The sequence below is a fragment of the Nitrospira moscoviensis genome, assembly GCF_001273775.1.
GTDB classification, from domain to species: Bacteria; Nitrospirota; Nitrospiria; order Nitrospirales; family Nitrospiraceae; genus Nitrospira_D; species Nitrospira_D moscoviensis.
In genome coordinates this window covers 178061-199033 of record NZ_CP011801.1, presented here as the reverse complement: position 1 = coordinate 199033, position 20973 = coordinate 178061, and the positions used below count along the sequence as shown (strand labels likewise).

General features: G+C 62.8%; 22 protein-coding genes and 1 tRNA gene. 13 read left to right on the top strand and 10 right to left on the bottom strand.

The genetic code is table 11. The features are described 5' to 3' along the window. Positions 1–101 precede the first annotated feature (101 nt). From NITMOv2_RS00875 to NITMOv2_RS00865, 3 genes are read left to right on the top strand one after another with little or no spacing between them, the layout of a single operon-like run. Positions 102–1172 (top strand): DUF481 domain-containing protein, encoded by a 1071-nt coding sequence (locus tag NITMOv2_RS00875; RefSeq protein WP_053378100.1) that lies wholly within the window; start codon positions 102–104, stop codon positions 1170–1172. A gap of 38 nt (positions 1173–1210) precedes the next feature. Continuing rightward, on the top strand, positions 1211–1639 hold the full coding sequence (mscL, locus tag NITMOv2_RS00870) for a large-conductance mechanosensitive channel protein MscL (RefSeq protein WP_053378099.1): 429 nt from the start codon (positions 1211–1213) through the stop codon (positions 1637–1639). Between the two features lie 39 nt (positions 1640–1678). Beyond that, the gene (locus NITMOv2_RS00865; RefSeq protein ID WP_053378098.1) at positions 1679–2926 is read left to right on the top strand and encodes an OmpA family protein; all 1248 of its coding nucleotides are present in this window, start codon (positions 1679–1681) and stop codon (positions 2924–2926) included. A gap of 60 nt (positions 2927–2986) precedes the next feature. On the opposite strand, the gene NITMOv2_RS00860 is transcribed toward NITMOv2_RS00865, so the two are convergent. Together NITMOv2_RS00860 and NITMOv2_RS00855 are read right to left on the bottom strand one after the other, a co-directional pair. Then, positions 2987–4228 carry an ABC transporter substrate-binding protein gene (locus tag NITMOv2_RS00860; RefSeq protein WP_187299319.1) on the bottom strand — a complete coding sequence of 414 codons (1242 nt, stop codon included), beginning with the start codon at positions 4226–4228 and terminating at the stop codon, positions 2987–2989. Positions 4229–4360: 132 nt separating this feature from the next. Continuing rightward, complete coding sequence (locus NITMOv2_RS00855) at positions 4361–5440, bottom strand: HEAT repeat domain-containing protein (protein WP_053378096.1); 1080 nt, start codon at positions 5438–5440, stop codon at positions 4361–4363. 337 nt (positions 5441–5777) lie between these two features. Between NITMOv2_RS00855 and NITMOv2_RS00850 the strand changes: the two genes are divergently transcribed. The 6 genes from NITMOv2_RS00850 to NITMOv2_RS00825 all read left to right on the top strand — a co-directional run bounded on the left by NITMOv2_RS00850 (position 5778) and on the right by NITMOv2_RS00825 (position 10439). Continuing rightward, a tRNA-Leu gene (locus NITMOv2_RS00850) sits at positions 5778–5860 on the top strand. Between the two features lie 53 nt (positions 5861–5913). Further along, positions 5914–7236 (top strand): trigger factor, encoded by a 1323-nt coding sequence (gene tig, locus NITMOv2_RS00845; RefSeq protein WP_053378095.1) that lies wholly within the window; start codon positions 5914–5916, stop codon positions 7234–7236. 59 nt (positions 7237–7295) lie between these two features. Then, the gene (gene clpP / locus NITMOv2_RS00840) at positions 7296–7928 is read left to right on the top strand and encodes an ATP-dependent Clp endopeptidase proteolytic subunit ClpP (protein WP_053378094.1); all 633 of its coding nucleotides are present in this window, start codon (positions 7296–7298) and stop codon (positions 7926–7928) included. A gap of 13 nt (positions 7929–7941) precedes the next feature. Next, complete coding sequence (clpX, locus tag NITMOv2_RS00835; RefSeq protein WP_053378093.1) at positions 7942–9198, top strand: ATP-dependent Clp protease ATP-binding subunit ClpX; 1257 nt, start codon at positions 7942–7944, stop codon at positions 9196–9198. Between the two features lie 175 nt (positions 9199–9373). Next, entirely contained in the window at positions 9374–9892 is a 519-nt protein-coding gene (locus tag NITMOv2_RS00830; protein ID WP_053378092.1) for a TIGR02266 family protein, read from the top strand. 28 nt (positions 9893–9920) lie between these two features. After that, positions 9921–10439: a PilZ domain-containing protein gene (locus NITMOv2_RS00825; protein WP_053378091.1), complete on the top strand. Its 519-nt coding sequence runs from the start codon at positions 9921–9923 to the stop codon at positions 10437–10439. Here NITMOv2_RS00825 and NITMOv2_RS00820 read toward each other — a convergent pair. The 3 genes from NITMOv2_RS00820 to NITMOv2_RS00810 all read right to left on the bottom strand — a co-directional run bounded on the left by NITMOv2_RS00820 (position 10360) and on the right by NITMOv2_RS00810 (position 13338). Further along, a complete protein-coding gene (locus tag NITMOv2_RS00820; RefSeq protein WP_053378090.1) occupies positions 10360–11187 on the bottom strand; it encodes a HEAT repeat domain-containing protein in 828 nt (275 codons plus the stop codon). The two genes, NITMOv2_RS00825 and NITMOv2_RS00820, sit on opposite strands and share 80 nt — an antisense overlap. Positions 11188–11220: 33 nt before the next feature. Then, positions 11221–12039 carry a twin-arginine translocase TatA/TatE family subunit gene (gene tatA, locus NITMOv2_RS24845; protein WP_187299318.1) on the bottom strand — a complete coding sequence of 273 codons (819 nt, stop codon included), beginning with the start codon at positions 12037–12039 and terminating at the stop codon, positions 11221–11223. Between the two features lie 87 nt (positions 12040–12126). Then, positions 12127–13338, bottom strand: a complete 1212-nt coding sequence (locus tag NITMOv2_RS00810) for a M24 family metallopeptidase (RefSeq protein ID WP_083448312.1) — start codon at positions 13336–13338, stop codon at positions 12127–12129. 29 nt (positions 13339–13367) lie between these two features. Here NITMOv2_RS00810 and NITMOv2_RS00805 point away from each other — a divergent pair, with 29 nt between their 5' ends. The 4 genes from NITMOv2_RS00805 (at position 13368) to NITMOv2_RS00790 (ending at position 16671) form a co-directional block, all read left to right on the top strand. Continuing rightward, on the top strand, positions 13368–13865 hold the full coding sequence (locus NITMOv2_RS00805) for a hypothetical protein (RefSeq protein ID WP_145976121.1): 498 nt from the start codon (positions 13368–13370) through the stop codon (positions 13863–13865). A gap of 110 nt (positions 13866–13975) precedes the next feature. Next, positions 13976–14395 carry a hypothetical protein gene (locus NITMOv2_RS00800; protein WP_053378088.1) on the top strand — a complete coding sequence of 140 codons (420 nt, stop codon included), beginning with the start codon at positions 13976–13978 and terminating at the stop codon, positions 14393–14395. A 1-nt stretch (position 14396) separates the two neighbouring features. Further along, positions 14397–15137 (top strand): gamma-glutamyl-gamma-aminobutyrate hydrolase family protein, encoded by a 741-nt coding sequence (locus NITMOv2_RS00795; RefSeq protein WP_053378087.1) that lies wholly within the window; start codon positions 14397–14399, stop codon positions 15135–15137. A gap of 49 nt (positions 15138–15186) precedes the next feature. Continuing rightward, a complete protein-coding gene (locus NITMOv2_RS00790) occupies positions 15187–16671 on the top strand; it encodes an amino acid permease (protein ID WP_083447644.1) in 1485 nt (494 codons plus the stop codon). Positions 16672–16683: 12 nt separating this feature from the next. Here NITMOv2_RS00790 and NITMOv2_RS00785 read toward each other — a convergent pair whose 3' ends face one another. The 5 genes from NITMOv2_RS00785 to NITMOv2_RS00765 all read right to left on the bottom strand — a co-directional run bounded on the left by NITMOv2_RS00785 (position 16684) and on the right by NITMOv2_RS00765 (position 20934). Beyond that, complete coding sequence (locus tag NITMOv2_RS00785; protein WP_053378086.1) at positions 16684–17127, bottom strand: hypothetical protein; 444 nt, start codon at positions 17125–17127, stop codon at positions 16684–16686. Between the two features lie 70 nt (positions 17128–17197). Continuing rightward, positions 17198–17701 (bottom strand): phosphate-starvation-inducible PsiE family protein, encoded by a 504-nt coding sequence (locus NITMOv2_RS00780; protein ID WP_053378085.1) that lies wholly within the window; start codon positions 17699–17701, stop codon positions 17198–17200. Positions 17702–17853: 152 nt separating this feature from the next. Next, a complete protein-coding gene (locus NITMOv2_RS00775; RefSeq protein ID WP_053378084.1) occupies positions 17854–18240 on the bottom strand; it encodes a hypothetical protein in 387 nt (128 codons plus the stop codon). 60 nt (positions 18241–18300) lie between these two features. Further along, positions 18301–19404: a beta-N-acetylhexosaminidase gene (gene nagZ, locus NITMOv2_RS00770; protein ID WP_053378083.1), complete on the bottom strand. Its 1104-nt coding sequence runs from the start codon at positions 19402–19404 to the stop codon at positions 18301–18303. 21 nt (positions 19405–19425) lie between these two features. Then, positions 19426–20934, bottom strand: coding sequence for a leucyl aminopeptidase (locus tag NITMOv2_RS00765; RefSeq protein ID WP_053378082.1), 1509 nt, complete (start codon positions 20932–20934; stop codon positions 19426–19428). Between the last annotated feature and the right edge of the window lie 39 nt (positions 20935–20973).

Here is a 20973-nt window from a genome sequence, read left to right as displayed (position 1 = left end):
CTAGGCCCTTGCTAGTGCCAGCACGTTTCGGCTATAGACCCTCAACCTAAGGTCAAACAGCCCTAGGTATTTACCGAGGCTGTCGAGGAGGTTTTGGCGACATGAACTGGCTCATGTGGTTGGTTGCAGCGCTCTGGTTGCACAGCATGGCATCCGTGTCCGCCGCGGAGCCAACCCACGTCGATGTGGTGACGTTGAAGGACGGCAGCGTGATCATGGGCGAAGTGATTGAAATGAGCGGTGGCCTCCTGCACATCCAATCTCCCGCCGCCGCCGACATGATCAAAGTGAAATGGGCGGAGGTCCGTATGCTTCGGATTTCGCATCCGCTTCCTTTCCATCTCAAAGAAGGCACCGTTCTTGTCGGGACGGTGGAAGAGGGCGCGGCGGGGACGTTGCGCCTCACGGTCGAGCCAATGCAGGGAACCCTGTCCGTGCCGATGGAGTCCGTGACGGCCGTCAATCCGCTGATTCAACGGCCCATCATTTACATCGGCGCCCTCACGGGCGGCTTCTCTCAAACGACGGGCAACAGCCAGCTGCGGAACGCCAGCCTCCTCGGGGATTTCGTGGCCCGGAGCGAGCAGTTGCGGCTGACGATCAACGGACGATACGTCTACGGCGACAACGCCGATACGCTGATCGCGCGCAACGCTCGCGTCACGACCAAACTGGACTTTTTCATCACGAAGCGGCTCTTCTGGTTCGCCTCCGCCTACTTTGAAAACGACCGCTTTCAAGATCTCAAGATGCGGACGGCGCTGGCGTCGGGGCCCGGCTATCAGATCATCGACGTCGGCGACTTCGGCGGCATCCTGAAAAGCATGAGCCTGTACGCGGAGGCCGGTCTCTCCTACTTCAACGAGGATTTTCGCACGGCGCCCGACACCAGTTCGTTCCGCGGCCGCTGGTCCGTAAAATTCAACTGGCCGCTGTGGGATGACCGCATCACGCTGTACCACTTCGACGAATTTTACCCGTCCCTCGAAGATTTCAGCGATTACTATCTGACGATGGACAACGGCGTGCGGTTCAAACTGATCGAGGGCTTCGTCAGCAGCTTCCAGATCACCACGCGGTACAACAGCCGCCCTGCGCCGGGCACGGGAGATACGGACAATTTGTATCTCATCACGCTGGGGTACAGCTTCGATACCACTCGGAAGCGATAGCACGCGCACTTCACCTGCCATCCTTGCAAGGAGGGGTTATGTTGAAAGAGTTCAGGGACTTCGCCATGCGAGGCAACGTGTTGGACATGGCCATCGGCGTCATCATCGGCGCCGCGTTCGGAAAAATCGTCTCGTCGCTCGTCAGCGATGTGCTGATGCCGCCGCTGGGCCTGTTGTTGGGGCACGTCGATTTCTCCAGTCTCTTCATCAATCTATCAGGAACGCCCCAGCCGTCGCTCGCCGCCGCCAAGGTGGCGGGTGCGCCGACACTGAACTACGGCGTGTTTCTGCAGACGGTGTTCGACTTCATCATCATCGCGTTCGTCATCTTTCTGTTGGTCAAGCAGGTCAACCGCTTCAAAAAGCAGCCGCCTGCCGGGTCTCCCACGACCAAAGACTGCCCCCATTGCCTGTCGACCATTCCCATCAATGCAAGCAAGTGCGCGCATTGCACCTCCGCCGTCTAACGGCTTCGTCGCTCATCACTCAACAAGGAGAAGACGCTCATGAAGCGAATCACCACTTCGATCCTGGCGGCCACCTTGGCTGGTGTCGCCGGTTGTTCCACCTGGGATAAAACCGCCATCTGTTGCGACGGAGGGTACGAATACCGCCATCGTCATCAATGGGACGCCGACAAAGCCTCTGCGGAGATGGCCGCACGGCTCGCAGCATTGGAACGGGAGCGGCAGCGCCTGGCCGACGAACTGGACGCGGCGCGGAAACAGACGGGCGCCCTGAGCGGCCGTGTGAGCGATCTCGAGCGGCAGCTCGCCGACCGCGACCGCGACCTGACCGCGCTTCGCTCCGCAGCCGGAGATTCCGCGCGGCTCGCCGGGCAACTGTCTTCCGCGCAGGGAGACCTCAGTCGGGCGCAACAACATGCGAACGATCTCGAACAACAGTTGGCTTCCGCCAGACAACGAAACACGGACCTGGAAGCCCAACTCGCGGCCTTGAGCGGAGCGGCGGGAGACAAAGATCGGCTGGCGGCCGATCTCGCGGCGACCAAACAGCGGAACGCGGAGCTGGAAGCGCAGCTTGCCGCAGCGCACTCTGAGGCTTCGGGCCTTCTGACCGCTTCGGGAGAGAGGGATAGACTGGCGGCGGACTTGTCGGCCGCCGAGCAGCGTGCAGCGTCCCTCGAAGCACAACTTGCCGGCCTGCAAGGGATATCCGGCGAAAAGGAGACTCTAGCCATGGAACTGGCGGCGACCAAGCAGCGCCTCGCCGAACGCGAACGGCAACTGGCCGAGCGCGACAAGGAATTGTCCGGGCTGCGTGGCGATCTCTCCGCGGAAATGGCGAAATTGAAGGAAGCCCAGCGGGGATTGATCAAAGCGTTGCGGCCGCAGATCGACAAGGGCAACATCATGGTGGATCTGAACAACGAGCGGCTCTTGATCAACCTGGCGTCCGGCTATCTCTTCGGCTCCGGGGAAGACCAGCTCAAGCCGGCCGGCGCCGAAGCGCTCAAGCAGGTCGGATCGATTTTGAAGGACTTCCCGGAGTACAAGGTCGCGGTGGACGGCCATACCGACAATCGGCCCATCCGCAGCGAGTTGAAGAAGAAATTCCCCAGCAACAAGGAACTGTCGGAAGCGCGGGCCGCGAACGCGGCGCTGGCCCTGACGGAGGGCGGCCTCGCCGCCGCCGAAATCCACGGCTACGCGGACACGAGACCGGTGATGGCGAACACGACGGACGCGGGACGCGCCAAGAATCGCCGCGTCGAAGTGCGGGTGACGAAGTAAGCGTCGAGTCGCGAACAAGAGCGGGGGCACGTCATAAACGATCCCCCGCCGGGTCCCTGTTTAGAGCTTGCAGGTATTCTGTTCGACCGTGCCGGCGACCGCGTCTCCCGGGACGGTCGCCAGAATCTTATAGTGACCGAGTCCCATCTCCTTGCCGAACGCTTCCCCCACCAGCACATCCTGCACGTGTTGGTGATCCCACGCACGGAAGTACGAGCGGCCTTCTTTCAACCCGTCGAACTCATGCCCTTCCAAGGCCTTGATGACTGCGGCGGTATCAGTCGTTCCGGCACGCCGCACCGCTTCGAGGATTTGCATCATCGCGGCATAGCCGAGATAGCAGCGGGACGTGGGCGTATGGTTGTACTTGTCGATGACGCCCTGAATGAACCGCTTGGAACCGTCTGTGTTGATCTTGGGATCCCAGATGAGCCCCCACACGCCCGCGTTGTTCGCATAGCCCAGCGGCCGCCCGATCTGCTCGCCGCCGATCAAGCCGCCCACGCCGATTTTGTCTTTGGCCAACTCCAGTTTGGTATAGCCTTTCAAGGCATTGACCAGATCCCAGCCGTAGAGATTGAGGACGAGCAGCGTCGGATGTTTGTCTTTCGCCGCCGTCAACGCCGACGTAAAATCCGTCGCGCCGAACGGCAGGAGCGCCTCGCCGACGAACTCCACGCCATGCGCCTGCCCCGCCGCCACGATCGCCTGCGCCATCGCCTTGCCGTCCAATGTGCCGGTCGTGAGCATGTACCATCGCGTCCCGTAGGCTTTGGCGAGTTGCGGCACGACAGCCTTCGCCAGCATGACGGCGTTCGGCATGAAGACAAACGTGTGTGAGTTGCACGCCGCGCCCGTCAGGGCCGGCTCATGCGAAGCGGTGACCATGAAGAGCTTGTTCTCCTTCTTGGCCACCTCGGACACGGCCAGCGCGCAATCGGCGTTGAACGTGCCCATGAGAAAATCAACGCGGTCGTCTTTGATGAACTTGGTCGCGGCCTTGACGGCCTGCTCGGGACTCGAGGCGTCGTCGGCCTCCAGGATCACCACTTGCCGGCCGAGCACTCCGCCGCGCTTGTTGTAGAGATCGACGGCGACGTTCGCGCCATGGACGTCATGGATGGACGACGTTTTATAGGGGCTCGACAGCGGATCGATGATGCCGACCTTGATCGGTTCGCCTCCGGCGGCGCGCGCCTTCCCGTCCAAGCCGAGCACCTGATTGATCAGATCCCCGAAAAGCAGCGCCCCGCCGGTCGCGGCCGTGACTTCCAAGAATCTTCTGCGCGAACATGGTCTCATACCTACCTCCTGTGGTCGACCGGCGATACCCATGCGCCTGATCATCATTTGATGCTGACACGGGCGGCTCCGAGCCGGTGATGGCCGGCTCGGAGCACGATAGGAGGGAGGAGAAGGAATGTCAACCGACGGCTAGCTGTATTGATCCCATGTATCGCACTGTTTGATGGCCCAGAACACGGCTTCTTTCAGCTTCTTCAATTGGACGTTCTCGGGGTCGCGGATGGCTTGCAGCTTCTTGTCGATGTCGTAGAGCGGCTGGATCGACCGCTTATCGGGGATTTTCCCGAGCGCCCAGGCGACCTCGGTCAATACGGCCCAGTCGGTTTTCGGGTCGTTCAATTTCGCGAGCAACGGCAGAACGACCGAGGCATCGCCGTGGATGCCGCCGATTTGCCCGAGCCCCTTGGCGGCCGCTGCCTGGACTTCGACTTGCGGCGCGGTGTTCATCATGTCCACGAGAAGGGGAATGCCGTCTTTGCCGAGGTTGCCCATCGCCACCAGCGCCTGTTTCGCCAGGTCGCGATCTTTCAGCGCCTCTTTCAACTTGGGCAGCGCTTCATCGGCCTGCATTTCGCCCAAGAGCGACATGATCTTGATCTTGCGGGACTGACTCGTATTCGGCGCGTCGAGCAATTTCAGCAAGCGGTCCGGTTGCCCCCATTCGGCCGTGAGCAGGAGCGGGAATTCGTACTTCTCCAGCACGTCTTTCAGTTTTGCCATGGCGAACGGACCGGGCTCGCCGGCTTGCGCCGCTTGCGCGGCCGCGGCGGCGTCCTCGAAATCGGTGCGCACTTCTTTTTGCCATTTGATCTTCATCCCGCCCAACAGATAGGTCAACTGGCACGCCGGTCCTTTCCAGAGCCGGGACGGGGCGTCGGGCAGATCGGCGTCGCCGCCGGAAGCCGTCGTGCCCTCCCAGGTCTTACGTTGCTCGCACTTCACCCGAAACACGACGTCGTGAGGCTTCCCGCTGTCTTGCACGACGGTGTATCCCAATTCACCGAGGCGGCGGGCGGCGACTTCGGCGAGAGGGCCGGCATCGACGGAGCCTTTGTCGGTCAACGCGATCGCATCCACGAGCACCGTCTGGATCTTGGCGAGTTGTGTCTTTTGTTCGGGCGTGAAGTATTCCCGGTAGGCGGAAGCGGCGTTGACCCATATCCCCATGACGGCGGGGATCACGACAAGCAGCTTGGATAGCTGTCGCATATACACACCTCCTTCACGAAAGGCGTACCGCGCATAAAGGAATAAACGGAACGGGAGGATGAATCCGGATCGTGAGAGGACTCATACCCAGTTCTTACAGATGTGTAGGCATTATACCTCGTCCACCCGCAAACCTCATGCCCCAGGTTCCTCCCGCGTAGATCCGCCCTCCTCCTCCAGAAGAAATACCTGCGCGCCGTCCGCGTCGCTGGCACCAAAACCCACCAGTCGTATGGGTTGACACTTGGATACTCCCGACGGTACAAAAGCTGTACAACATCGCGTGTTTTTGCTGTCTCAGGCACTACCACGACAGCCCCGCGGACATCCCCACCGTGCGAGAGTGGCGGAACTGGCAGACGCGCGAGACTTAGGATCTCGTGGGTAACCGTGGGGGTTCAAGTCCCCCCTCTCGCACCACCACCACGATACCGTCGCCGGGATGCCGGCCACAGGGTAAAGGACAAGGATCTATGACGATGAATCTGGAGGTCACCGAGCTCGGCCCGATGAAGCGGGCGCTGAAGATCGAAGTGCCGGCCGAGGAGGTGACGCAACGGTTTTCACGGGCCTATACCGAGCTCAATCGCCAGGTGCAGGTCCCCGGCTTTCGTCCGGGCAAAGCGCCGCGGGCCATTCTCGAGCAGCGCTATGCGAAAGCGGTGGAAGAAGATGTGATCCGGAGCCTGGTGCCGGATTTCTATGATCGGGCCATCAAACAAGCCGGCATCAACCCGGTGCTCGTCGAAATCCCGCCGCTGGAGCGGGTGAAAATCAAAAAAGATTCGCCGTTCACCTTCACCGCCACGGTGGAGATCAAGCCGAAAATCGAGCTCCGCGATTACAAGGCGCCGAACCCCATCTCGCTCAAGCCCGACAAACGCACGGTGGCCGACGAACAGGTGGACCGCGCGTTGGAGGTCCTGCGCGAGCAACAGGCGCGGCTCGACGCCGCACCGGCCGGCACCGCTTTGGCGGAGGGGGACTACGCCGTCGTCGATATGGAAGGATTCTTGGAAGGCGCGCCGCTCGAAGGCACCGCCAAGGAAGGCCAGCTCCATCGAATCGGATCGAAAGCCGCCATTCTGGGGATCGACGTCGACGCCCACTTGATCGGCAAGACGGAAGGAGAGATCGTCGAAATTCCACAGGCCTATCCGGCCAGCCACCCCGATCAGCGCGTCGCCGGAAAGACGGTCACGTTCCGCCTCGCCGTCAAAGGCGTGAAGCGCAAGATTCTGCCGGCCCTCGACGATGAATTTGCGAAAGACTGCGGGCCCTATACATCGCTGCAGGAGATCAAGGACAAGCTGCGCGCCGAGATGGAAAAGGCCCTGAAGAAGGACATCGAAGAGTCCTACAAAGACACGATCCTCAAGCGTCTCGCCGAGACGCATCACTTCGACCTTCCCGAGACGCTCGTTCAGCGGGAGCTCGACGCCATCGTGCGGCAAAAGCTGCAGGAACGGCAGCGCGGCAAAGCCACCGATCTCTCGCCCGCCGTGGAAGCGGAGGAGATCAGAAAGATCCGTGAGGAGCACCGGGACGAGGCCAATCGGCGGGTCAAAATCGGCTTGATTCTCGAAGCGATCGCCGAGAAGGAGGGGCTCTCGGTCAGCCAGGAGGATTTGAACAACGAGGTGTCGCGGCTCGCCACGGAGCTTCGGCTCCCGATGGCCGACCTCGTGAAGATGATTCAAGCGGGGGGCCAGGATTCCATCGAGGAGCTGCGGGCACGAATTCTGGCCGACAAAGCGTTGGACTTCGTCTACCGCCATGCGGTGATTCAAGGATAGGGGCGGAAGGCGGCCCGCCCCAAAGGCCGCCGCAGCCGTCACGGAAAGGATTTGACGACATGCTGGTGCCGATCGTAGTGGAACAAACCAATCGAGGCGAACGCGCCTACGACATCTATTCGCGCCTGCTCAAGGATCGGATCATTTTCTTGGGCGCGCCGATCGATGACGTGTTTGCCAACCTCATCATTGCGCAACTGCTGTTCCTCGAAGCGGAAGATCCGGAAAAAGACATCAATCTCTACGTCAATTCGCCGGGCGGCAGCGTCACCGCCGGCCTGGGAATTTACGACACGATGCAGTACGTGAAGCCGCCGATCAACACGATCTGCCTGGGCCAGGCCGCCAGCATGGGCGCGCTGCTGCTCACGGCCGGCACGAAAGGCAAACGCTTTGCCCTGCCGAACGCCCGCGTGATGATTCACCAACCGCTGGGCGGCTTTCAGGGCCAGGCCACGGAGATCGACATCCATGCCCGGGAGATCCTGAAGATCCGCGAGCGGCTGAACGAGATCCTGGCGAAACACACCGGACAATCGATCGAGAAGATCGCGCACGACACCGAACGCGACTACTTCATGTCCGGCGAAGAGGCGAAACGGTACGGCCTTATTGACGAGGTCATCACACGACCACCGAAAATGGTCAAGCCGGCGGAGTCCGGCGACGGAAAAGACGCGGCCAAAAAGTAACACAGGAGGAGGCATGGCCAAGCAGGAGAAGATGGACCGACATTTGCGGTGTTCGTTCTGCGGAAAAAGCCGGGATGAAGTCCGGAAGCTGATCGCGGGACCGACGGTCTACATCTGCGACGAGTGCGTCAACCTTTGCAACGACATCATCGCCGAGGATTGGGAAGAGGCCAAGGAGGAGATCTCGTCGAGACTGAAAAAGCCGGCCGAGATCAAGCACCACCTGGACCAGTACGTCGTGGGCCAGGAGCGCGCCAAGCGGATTCTCTCCGTGGCGGTGCACAACCATTACAAGCGGATTTCCTCCAAGGAAAAAGAAGTCGACGACATCGAGCTCCAAAAGGGCAACATTCTGATGGTCGGCCCGACCGGGACGGGGAAGACGCTCCTGGCCCAGACGCTCGCCAAGTATCTCGACGTGCCCTTCACGCTCGCCGACGCGACCACGCTCACCGAAGCCGGCTACGTCGGCGAAGACGTCGAAAACATCATCCTCAAGCTGCTGCAGGCGGCGGATTACGACGTGGAGCGGGCGGAGCGCGGCATCGTCTACATCGACGAGATCGACAAGATCAGCCGGAAGAGCGACAGCCCGTCGATCACCCGCGACGTTTCGGGCGAAGGCGTGCAACAGGCGCTTCTGAAACTGATCGAAGGCACCGTGGCGAACGTTCCGCCGCAAGGCGGGCGCAAACACCCGCACCAGGAATTCATCCAGGTCAACACGAGCAACATCCTGTTCATCTGCGGGGGCGCGTTTGTCGGCCTGGACCAGACCATCGAGCAGCGGCTCAACCGCAAATCGATGGGATTCGGCGCGGAAGTGCGCGGCAAGAGCGAAGTGCGCCTGGGGGATCTGCTGGCGAAAGTGCAGCCGGAGGACTTCCTCAAGTACGGTCTCATTCCGGAGTTCGTGGGACGGCTGCCCGTGGTGGCGACGCTGGAAGAATTGGACGAGCGGGCCCTGATCCGCATCCTGACGGAGCCGAGGAACGCCTTGACCAAGCAGTACGAGAAGCTGCTGTCGTTCGAGAAGGTGAAGCTGAAATTCACCGACGGGGCGTTGGGCGCGGTCGCGCGGAAGGCCTACGCGCAAAAAACCGGCGCGCGCGGGCTGCGGGCGATTCTGGAAGAAGTCATGCTGGACGTCATGTACGACGCGCCCTCGCAGAAACAGATCAAGGAAGTGGTCATCACCGAAGACGCGATCGCGGGCAAAAACCCGCCGATCCGCATCTTCGAACAGGACAAAGACGCCAAGAGCGCGTAATTCGCTGAGGCCCGCGCGGCCGCTTTTCGAGCGGCTGCGCGGGCCGGCAGTCCTCCCGAGGTCGACGCCCCCTTCGCATCGATTCCCTCCGGCGTGTTCTGCAAAAGTCGAGGCTTTGCTCGACAAGTCTGCATACTGAGCTATACTGGCGGCATACCGGTGAAGGGAGGGCTCCGTGAAATATCCGGTTTCGTCCAGTCTGCGCCACAAGGGGAAAGTCCTGGAGCTTGACGCGGCCCGCGAAGTCGTCACCTTGATGGGCATTAACGGGGAGCCGATCGGGAGCCTATCGTGGGATTTTGTGATCGACCAAATCCTCGCGTACCGTAAGCCGCCGGTGCAGAAAGAAGTGCGGTCAGAGCCCCGCATTTCGCTGGCCTTCAAGGTCCGCTACAACACCCCGGAGGGGCAGCGCTTCGAAAGCCGGGCGGGAGGCATCGGCGGCGGCGGCCTCTTTATCGAAAGCCAGGCGCCCCTGCCGGTCGGGACGAAGCTCGCGATGGAATTCTCGCTGCCGGAGCAGCCGTCCGAATGGCTTCCGGCCAAAGGCGTCGTCGCGTGGGTCTGTCCGAAAGCGGATCAATACACGTTCAGCCCCGGCATGGGCGTGCGCTTCTCCGACATCAACCCCGATACCAGGGATCGCATTTTGAAATTGGTCAAAATGGTGCAGGGAACCGGCCGAGCGGCTTGAACGGCGTCAGCTCACGACAGGACTGGGTATGAAAGTTCCGGTAACCTCCACGGCAGGGCATCAAGGCAAATCACTGACCATCGACACGGACCACGAACGAATCCTCGTCCACGATGCGTCCGGTGCGCTGTTGGGCGCCATGCCTTGGGGAGCCATTATCGAGCGCGTGTTGGCGTGCGACGACGACGGGCGCTTCGCCCATTGTCGAACGCACCCGCGGGCGCCGCTGGCCGTGAAGGTGCGATACACGACCCCCGAAGGCAAACAGTTCGACAGCCTGACCGGCGGCATCGGCGGAGGCGGCCTCTTCATTGAAAGCGGGATGCCGCTGGCTCCCGGGACGGAGCTCGCCGTGGAGTTTGCCCTGCCCGATCGCCCGTGGGAGAAATTGAAGGCCAAAGCCAAGGTCGCCTGGACGCGCAACAAGCCCGAGCGCTACCTCCTGTTTCCCGGTATGGGAGTGCAGTTTACGGAGATCGATGCGAAGGCCCAGGCTCTGCTGGTGGATCTGGTGGAAGCCCTGAATCAAAGCCGGACGCCTTCGTAAGGGACGCAGCGGTCTTCCCGACCCATCCGGTAAGCGTCGCACTCGTTTCCTTCTCCACGACTCGTTTCAACTCATCGACCACCGACTCATCTCCGACAAAGCCGAGCCGATAGGCCGCCTCGACGCGGACCGCCTCCACGGCATCATGCAGCAGCCGATCCATCAGCACCGGCACGGCGCTCTGCCCGCCGATTTCCGCCAGGGCGGCAAGGGCCCATTGCCGTACGGCCGGATCGGGATCCTTGGCCCCCTGCGACAGCGCGCCGGTCGCCAGTCCCCGGGGGTCCTCAAGATACAGGAGGGCATGGGAGGCCGATCGCCGGAAATCCGGATCGGGGCTGGTCAACACCTCACCGATCGCGCGGACGTGCCGGCTGTTTTCCTCCGCCCCGCTCAATCCCATCGCCGCCGCGCGGCGAACCGGCGGCTCCGGATCTTTCAAGAGTGAGATGAGCTGATGGGTCGTTGCCTCGCCGAAGGACGGCAGCCGGGCAACACTACGCGCGGCCGCCTCCCGCACCGCCGGCTCCGGATCATGGAGCGCTTGGACGAGCGCCGGTTCGGCCGCCGGATCACCGATCTTGCCGAGGGCCTCCGCGGCGGTGCGCCGCACCGAGGCATCCCGGTCACGGATCAGTTCCATCAGAACCTGAACAGCGGTGTCAGGAGAGGGCGCCGACTCCCGATAGCAACCGGCCAGCAGCAGGCAGCTGCAGGCGAGGAGGCATCCAAAGAGAGCCGGCGACATGCGGAAGTTCGTCAGAAGGTCGCTCTGAGGAGATTACGCAGGTTTCGGCGGCTCTTCCTGCACAACCGGCATTTCCTTCGCCGCCTCGATAGACTGTTCGATCTCTTTTTGCGCGGCATCCATCTCAGCCTGAATGGTCCGCATCTGCGGGTCTACGCTGTTCCGCACATCCGTCACCGCCTGGCGGAAGGTCCGCAGCATATCGCCGACGCCTTCTCCAAGACTCTGCATGTCGTTCGGAGAAATCCCTCCGCCTTGCGCCTGCGCGGCCTTCGCCTTGAGCGCGGCCTGTTGCGCCTGTACCCGCGCGACGGCCTCTTTGTTCACGATCGCCGACGGCCGTTTCGCCGCCGGCTTGGCCTGCGCGCCGGGCGGCAAGGGTGGGTACTGGGCGCGCGAAACGGGAGCCGGCGCAGCGGCGCGTTCTTCCATGGAGACCACTGGTTGTGCGCCCGCCGGCGCAGAAGTCTGCGTGGCCGCGGGGGAGGGAGCGGCAGTCCTGGGTGCGGTCTGAGGTCCCTGCGGGCCCATGTTATACAACAGCGAGGCCGTGGTGCCCGGCGTCATTTCCGGACCCGGTACATACGGTACGTTTGGTTTTGGTGCCGTCCCTGTCGCCGGAGCGGCCGGTTGCGGCGGAGAAGGAGCCGCCGCTTGAGTTGGCACCGGTTGCGGAGGAGCCGTCTCCTGCTGGGTAGCGACGGGAGGAGGAACTTCGTTGACTTCCTTCTTGAAGCCCTTCAAGGCCTTGCCGACCCCCTCGCCGATCTGCGGCAGCCGGCCGGCTCCGAAAATAATCAGCACGATGGCTAGAATGATGATCAATTCCGAAATGCCCATCGTCCCGAACATGCCGGCACCTCTCGCTTAAAATATCGATGGCAGTGAGTGGGTTGACTCTAGCCGCCACAAGAAGGTGGTGTCAAGAAAGCGCGGCCATCACAAGATGGGAACGATCTCCGTCTGGAGCGGTTGCCCGTACACCAAGGCCTCCCGATCTGCGAGATACACATCCAGTTCGCTTCTGATCCCGAATTCCCCCGGCAGGTAGATGCCGGGCTCGATGGAAAAGCAGGTGCGCCGCATGAGCCGGCGGCTGTCCCGGGTTTCCAAATTGTCGATGTTGGCTCCGTTGCCGTGCACCTCTTCTCCGATGGAATGACCGGTCCGATGCACGAAGAAGTCGCCGTAGCCGGCTTGCCGGATTTCATTGCGGCACACCTCGTCGACTTCCCAACCGAACGGCAGCCGTCCGTTGTCCGCCCGTTCACGGACAAAGGCCAAGGCCGCATCTCGCCCGCGCCGCACCGCCGCGAACACCGTCCGCTGTTTGTCCGGGACGCGGCCCGCCGTGTAGCCGGTCCAGGTGATATCTCCGTAGACCGAACCGGATTCCCTCCGCTTCGCCCACAGATCGATCAGCACCAAACAGTCGCGGCCGATCGGGGATGAATCGGTGGCGCTCGGTCCGTAGTGGGGGTCCGCGCTGTGCGCATCGATGGCGACGATCGGTGCGCTGGAGGTCGTCATCCCTGCATCGTGGATTCTTGCCAGGATGAACTGCTGCACATCGTATTCGGTGAGGGACCGTCCCTTCAGAACGGACGCCGCCACGTGGGCGAACGCCTCGTCGACCATGCGCCGCAGGGCGACCGTCGCATACTCGTGCGACGCCCGCTGTTCTTCCGTCCACACCGCTTCGAACCGCTGGACCAGGTCGGCCGAGCTGACGACCTCCGCGCCGAAACTTCTGACGAGCTCCACCGTGCCGGCATCGACCCGCGAGACATACGGCACGGCGTTGAGCGGCGAATACTGCATCGCGATGCGCCGGCGGCCTTTTAATATGGAGCCGAGTGCCGTCCGCTGTTCGTCCCATGAGACATACAACCGGTCCTGCCCGGGCAATTCGTCAAGTGCATGCGGTTCGATACGGTGGAGCAGCTTCACGGGATCGCCCTGCGCTGGAATCCAGTAGTACCAGCGCCTCGTCACGTGCCGAGCGGGATCGAGCAGGAGCACGCGATAGGCGAGCGGATCGCTCACGCGAAAGTCGTAGAAGAGCCACCCGTCAAGCCCGTCGCTCTCGCGCAGCGCCTCTTGGATCGCCGCGATCCGCTGATCGTGTGCCGCCAGCATGATGGCCGGCATCTTATCGTCGGCCGGCAAAAGGCGTCAACGTGCGGGACGTGTTAGAATGCGGGCGCATGCCGCTCGCATCGCCGCCGGAATCCGGACCCTACCGCGTCACTCTGTTCTTCGGGCCGGACCCGGTCGACGAACAGCCGCACCACGTCGCCTGCGTGTTCAATGTCAAAAAACGGAGCTGGAAAGCCGGCATCCAGGTGTCGGTGGAAATCGGCACGGCGCAACTGTCCGCGCTGGCCGAGCAGCTCGGCCTCTCCGATCGTCTCTCCTCGTGCATGCGACACATCGATCCGGAGCAACGCGCCGATTATGAAGCGCGTGTGCCGGACCTCTTTGCGCAGGCGGTGGCCTGGTGCAAGCTCGATCTGCAACTGGACCGCGGCATCACGCAGGAAAACCAGCGGCTGCCGGCCGGCGAGCTGGAGACCGAGCTGGCCGCCGTCATGCCGACAAGGACCGAGTATGTATTGTCCTACATCTTGACGGAACTGGACGTGGCCGACGGCGGCGCATCTCCTTCATCGCACTGACTTCGCGGCAAGGGCGGGGGGTTTGCATTCATGGATGAATTTGCTATAACGCATGCGGCGCCTGTGCGGATGTTTGCGCAGGCCTGTTCGAGAGGAAGGAGGATTTTCACGTGAAACACGGTGGACTCTTCGGTACCGTCCCGCTCGTCACAGTGATCGTCATCGTCGCGTTCTGCTGCATGGTGACCGTTCCGGCCTGGAGCCAATCATCCGCCACCGACACCCAGCAGGGTACCGCCTCCGGCGCCGGCATGCAGGCGGCGTCCGCCGTTGCGACCATCCTCTACTTCCCCCTCAAAGCCGCCTTCGCAATCGGCGGCGGCATCGTTGGCGGCCTCGCCTACGCCTTTTCGGGAGGCAGCGAACAAACGGCGAAAAACATCTGGATCCCCAGCATGTACGGCACCTACGTCATCACGCCGGAACATCTGTCCGGCGACCGGGCCGTGCGCTTCCTCGGTGTGGCGGCCGAAGAGCCGGCTCCGGCCGAAGCGGCTCCGTTGGCCGCTCCTGTAGAACCAGTCCGGTGATATGAAACCTGTCATCGGCGTGACGCCGGACTTCAATGCCGGTGAGAGGACAGACATGGGCGGCAGCGAGCCAACGTACTTCCTGCGCGCCCGCTACATCAGGGCCATCGAAGAGCTCGGCGGCATCCCGCTCATCCTTCCGTTGGTCGCCGGGCGGGCCGCGCGCCGGCGGCTGCTCGACGGCGTCGACGGCCTGCTGCTCACCGGCAGCGGCCCGGATCTTCCCCCGCGATTGTATGGAGAACGCCAACGTTATCCGTTCCCCCTCGTCAGCGAGCGACGGGCCGATTTTGAGTTGGACCTGGTTCACCAGGCCAACGCGCGGGATCTGCCCCTGTTAGGGATCTGTGGCGGCATGCAGACCGTGAACGTCGCCTGCGGGGGCAGTCTGTTCCAGGACATTCCCTCGCAAGTGCGCGACGCGCTGCAACACCGCCAGAAAACCACGGCCGTTCACGTGGCTCATTCCGTAAAGGTGGCGCCGAACAGCCTCCTCAGGAAGATCGTGAATCAAGCCACGCTGAAGGTGAACAGCTCGCACCATCAATCGGTGAAAACCGTAGCCCCGTCCCTCGTCGCCAGCGCCGTCGCACCGGACGGCATCGTCGAAGCGATCGAGTCGCCCGCGCACCGCTTTCTCTTGGCGGTGCAGTGGCACCCGGAATTCCTGTTCGAGCGGCATCAGGCCCATCGCCGCCTCTTCGAAGCGCTGCTGCGCGCCGCGAGACGGACCGGCGCGTGATCGCTTTCCGGTCCGTAGCCGGCACCCTCCCTGCTATACTTGACGGCATATGGAACCTCAGGCCTTCGATCCAGCCGCCTCTTCGGCTCAGCCGCTCACCAAAGGCTCTGTGATCAACCGCCTCTTCCGCACGAAACCTATCGATCAGATCCTCGCCGACGCCGACCATCCCGACCATCGGCTGAAAAAAACACTGACCGCCTGGGATCTGACCGCGCTCGGGATCGGTGCGATCATCGGGACCGGCATTTTCGTCTTGATCGGCACGGCGATCGTCGGCGACACACACCGGCCAGGCGCCGGCCCCGGCATCATCCTCTCGTTCGTTTTGTCCGGCCTGACCTGCGCGCTGGCCGCCCTCTGCTATGCGGAGTTCGCCGCGATGATTCCCGTCGCCGGGTCGGCCTATACCTATTCCTATGCGACCTTGGGCGAATTCCTCGCCTGGATTACGGGGTGGAATCTGATCCTGGAATATGGCGTCGCCTGCGTCGCGGTCGCGATCGGCTGGTCGGGCTACTTCAACAATCTGCTGCTCTTGGCCGGTTTTGAGCTGCCGCATTGGGCCACCCACCCACCCGGCGGTCCCGACGGCGGCTTCGCCAATATCCCGGCGGCCGTCATCGTGCTGCTGGTCACCGTCATTCTGGTGATCGGCATCAAAGAAAGCGCCCGAGCGACCGGCATCATCGTGGCGCTCAAGCTCGCCGTGATTCTGTTCTTCATCGGCGTCGGTGCTCCGTCGGTGAACGCCGCCAACTGGGCGCCCTTCATGCCGCAGGGCTTCGCCGGCGTCGGCGCCGCGGCGGCCATCATCTTTTTTGCCTACATCGGATTTGACGCCGTCTCCACCACCGCTGAAGAGGCCCGCAACCCGCAGCGCGACCTGCCCGTCGGCATCATCGCGTCGCTCGCCATCTGCACCGTCCTCTACATCGCGGTCGCCGCCGTGCTCACGGGATTGATTCCCCATACCCAGATCGATATCCATGCGCCCGTCGCCGATGCGTTGCGGCTGGTCGGCTTCAAATGGGGCGCCGCCATCGTGGCGATCGGGGCGGTGGCGGGGATCACCAGCGTGCTGGTGGTGATGATGGTAGGGCAGATTCGGGTGTTTTTCGCGATGTCGCGCGATCGCCTTCTGGGACCATGGCTTTCCGCGGTGCATCCGCGCTTCGGCACGCCGCATCGCGCCACGGTGATCACCGGAATCGGCGTGGCGGTGCTGTCTGCCTTTATTCCGATCAGCGATGCCGCCGACATGACCAATATCGGGACGCTCTTCGCCTTCGTCCTCGTCTGTCTGGGTGTGATCGTGCTGCGCTATACCAAGCCGAATCACCCGCGCCCGTTCCGCCTGCCGCTGATGCCGCTGGTGCCGATCCTCGGCATGCTGGCGTGCCTGGGCCTCATGGCCTTCCTTCCCGGGCTCACCTGGATACGTTTCGGGGTCTGGACCGCCATAGGCGTTTTGGTCTACGCCTGGTACGGACTCCGGCACAGCAAGCTCGCGGCCGGCGCTGCAGGGCACTGATCTTTGTGGTCTTCAGGAATTCGTCTGAGAGCCCGACTGGGGTGTTGAAGCGGTTGCGGGAGCCGGGGCCGGGGCCGGAGCAGGGGAGGAAGACGTCGCAGTCGAAGCCGCTGAGGCAGCGGGAGCACCGGTGGCGGGAGCGGTTGAAGCGGCGGCAGCCGGCTTCGGAGGCGCGGCCGGTTTCGGAGGCGCCGGCTTTTCCGGCTTAATACCGCCTTCCCAGGCGGGGCCGGAATACATGTCGGCCGTGAGACCTTTGCCCTTCCACTTTTCCTCGAAATCCGCGGCGGCTTTATTGGGCGTCTCTCCGACTCCCACCACGTCATTCCAAGGATAGACTTGGGGACCGATCTGGCAGCCGGACTCCGTGCGCTTCAAGTACAAGGCGATCGGGTTGCCTCGATAGGGGCCCAGATAAATGTGCACGCAGCCGACGTATTCCAGCAACGCAGCCATGCCGCCTCCAAGAGGGCGCATGATGCCACAAGAGGTGAGAGGAGGGCAAGACGAGAGGCGACCGCCCGGTTCACGAAGAGACGCCCGCTGCCGCCGTCTTGTCCCCCTGGCGCGTGCGGATCAAGAACACACCGAGCGTCAGCACCATGATGACCGCGACGTTCATGCCGACGTCCATCAAATATTGATAGAACTGCGTCTCAGTCATATTCGATTGGTGGGACAGCTCCGCGCCGGCGGTCAGCACCCGCCTGGTGCAGGCGATGATGCCGACGGCTAAATAGGGCTCGAGCGAGAGCACTTCGGTTTGAAGGAACCGGATGACGGTCCGGAACAGCTCCAGGAGGATGATGACGAGCAGCAGATCGTTCAGCAGCCGGAGCCCGGCCGGCAGCAGGCCGATATGCGAGGACTTCACGGCGAAACTGTACCAGGCGTGGGCGAAGATCAACATGCCCAAGAGCAGTAGGCTGAATCCCGCGGTAATGTAGCCCAGGCGGTCCAGCCATTCCATGTAGCCGCACCACCGTTTCATGGTTTCGCTCCGATACGCGGCCGAGTCCGCCGTTGCCATAGCGCCCCCTTTGTCCGAATGATCTTGCAGGCTGTTGAAAAAGCCCGCCAGCGGCGTTCTCGCGTCGCTCAGAGGCTCAACGTACCGGTTAGGAGTACGTCTCGCCTCTTCGCTAGCTGCGGCCTTGCTGGACGGCCTTTTTGAACAGCCTGCTACGCGTTCCCCGCCGGACTGTTGGGCTCCGGCTCCGGGGCCCGCATCTGGCCGAACTTCAGCTCGCGCATCGAAGTCATGGTCAGCGAGTGGCCGCAGCAGCGGATTTCCTTGAACCCGGCGCCGCCGTCCATGATCATCACCCGCAGGCCGCAGGAATCCGGGTAAAGCTTTTTCTCGTCCAAGACGACCGCCGGCGGCAACAGGCCTTTCTTGCGTCCGGCGGGCGAGCCCATCTCGGCCACCACGTCCTGATCGGTCAGCTCGTGATCGCAGCAGACGATCTTTTCAAACCCGTCGCCGCCGCCCATTACTTTCACGACCAGGCCGCAGGCCTGCGGATGCCGCTTGTGCTCGTCGAGAATATCGCCCTTCTTCACAGCCATCGATCAATCCCTTCGTCGGGCAAGCGGTGTGGCAGGCGAAACGAGAGGCGCAGCCGGCGCTCACACCGGCGTTTTCGCCAGGCGCTCTCGCGCTTGGTCAATGGAATGCAACAGGGCCCGATGGCTTCGGCACCCCACGGTCAGCTTGGCATCCGAGATCACCACCGGGCGATAGGGCAGCAGGAACCGTTGCTTGAGCCGGGCGATGCGATTCAACGATTGCTCCAGCCGTTCGGCGGAAATCGTCCCGTCCGCCACAGCCTTGTCGAGCGCCGTGATCGCGGCCACCTCGCGGTTGCGATCTTTGCAGATGAGCGGCATGTCGCATCCCGCGAGAATCGCGCGGACAGTGGCGTCCTCGATGCCGTAATGGTCGATGATCGCGAGCATTTCCAGATCGTCCGTCAGCACGACGCCGTCGTACCGCATCTCTTCCCGGAGCAACCGGCCGATGATCGCCGGAGAGAGCGTGGCGGGCCGTTGATCGTCCAGGGCCGGATACAGCACATGCGCCGTCATCATCGTCGCCACGCCGTGAACAGCCGCGGCGCGGAACGGCGGGAACTCGATCTCCTCCAGCCGCTCGCGCGATGCCGTGACCACGGGCAATTCCTTGTGCGAATCGGCGTTGGTGTCCCCGTGGCCCGGAAAATGTTTCCCGCAGGCGACGACGCGCTGATCTTGCAACCCGCCGATGGTCGCCAGCCCCAGGTCGGAGACCAAATCCGGAGTCGTCCCGAACGCCCGGTCGCCGATGACGGGATTCGCCGGATTGCTGTTCACGTCCAGCACCGGCGCCATGTTCATGTTCACGCCCACCGCGCGCAACTCCTTGGCCGTCGTCGCCGCGGCGGCATAGGCCAATTCCGACGACCGGCAGCGCCCCAGCAGGTCGCTGGGGGGAAAGATCGTGAAGGACCTCGGCAAGCGGGAGACGCGCCCTCCCTCTTGATCGATCGAGATCAGCAACGGGGAATGGGAACTACACCGCTGGAGATCGTTGGTCAACTCGACCATTTGCTCCATCGATTCGAGATTGCGCGCGAAGAGGATGACGCCGCCGGGCTTGTACTCCTTGATGAACGAGGCGAGATCCGGAGTGACCGCGGTCCCGTCGAAGCCGACCATAAAGAGCTGCCCGATTTTTTCCCGCGACATCATCATGCCGTGCCCCCCGCCGGCGATTTACAGCGTCCGATCGATCAGATACTGAATCAGCAACCTCGTGCCGATCCCGGTGGGCCCTTTCGGAATATAGGCGCGCTCGCGCTCGCTCCAGTCGGTGCTCGCGATATCGAGGTGCACCCAGGGACTGTCGCCCACGAATTTGCTCAGGAACAACGCGGCCGTGATCATCCCGCCCCCGCGCCCGCCGATATTGCGCATGTCGGCGACATCGCTCTTGAGCTGCTCGAAATATTCGTCCCACAGCGGCATTTCCCACACCCGCTCGCCCGCACGCAAGCCCGCCTTGCGAATGGACTCTTTCAGTCTCGCGTCGGTTCCGAACATGCCGATGGCGAATTGCCCCAGCGCCACGACGCAGGCGCCCGTGAGCGTCGCGATGTCGATGAGCGCAGCCGGCCTGAACCGCGTCGCATAGGCCAAGCCGTCCGACAGAATCAGCCGCCCTTCCGCGTCGGTGTTCTGCACTTCCACCGTCTTGCCGGAGAGTGTCTTCACCACGTCGCCCGGCCGCATCGCGCGGCCGCCCGGCATGTTCTCGGCCACCGGCAAAATACTGATCAGGTTCAGCGGCAGCTTCAGCCGGGCCGCCGCCCGTATCGTTGCCAGCACTTCTGCCCCGCCGGTCATGTCGGCTTTCATCTGCTCCATATTCTCGGCCGGTTTGAGCGAGATGCCGCCCGTGTCGAAGGTGATCGTCTTACCGACGAGCACCACCGGGCGCTCGTCCTTCTTCTTCGATCCATGATACTGGAGGATGATGAACTTCGGCGGTTCATGGCTGCCCTTCGCCACGCCGAGCAGGGCGCCCATCCCGAGCGCTTCCATCTCCTTCTGCTCGAGAATTTTGACGCTCACGCCGGTTTCCTTGGCGACCGCCTTGGCCTCGTGGGCGATCTTGGTGGGCGTCATGACGTTGGACGGATGATTGCACAGATCGCGGACGAACACCGTGGCTTCCGCCGTGGCGACACCGCGACGGATGCCCTCGATCAACGGGCGGGTCTGCGCCTTCTGCGGCGCCAGGATGGTCATGGAGCCGATCTCCCGATTCGCGGGCTCGCTGCGGTAGACCGTGAACTGATAGGTGCCCAGAATGGCGCCCTCCGCCATCGCCTGCCCGACATCGATGGGTGAGGAACCTCGCGGAGTCACGCTCGGCAGCGCCACCGTGAAGGACCCGGCCTTCGCTTGGCGGACCCGTTTCGCCGCATGGCCGAGCGCCTGCCGGATGTGGTCGAGCCCGAGATCCTTCTTTTTTCCGAGACCGACCAGAATGATCCGCTTCGCCGGCACCCTGCCCTGCGTGTGAACCAACATCACTTCATTCGCCTTGCCTTCAAACTCTTTCGACTGCACCAAGTCCCGGAGCACGCCGCCCAGCGCCTGATCCAACACCGCGGCATCCTGCTTCGCCAGCGGCTCGCCTTCGCAATGCGTCAGCACCAGCGCCTCGGCCGTCTCCGCCTCGACCCGTCCTGCTTTCGCTTCAACCTGCATGACGTTCATTCATCGCTCCTTCATCTCTCGCGCTCCACGATTCACAAA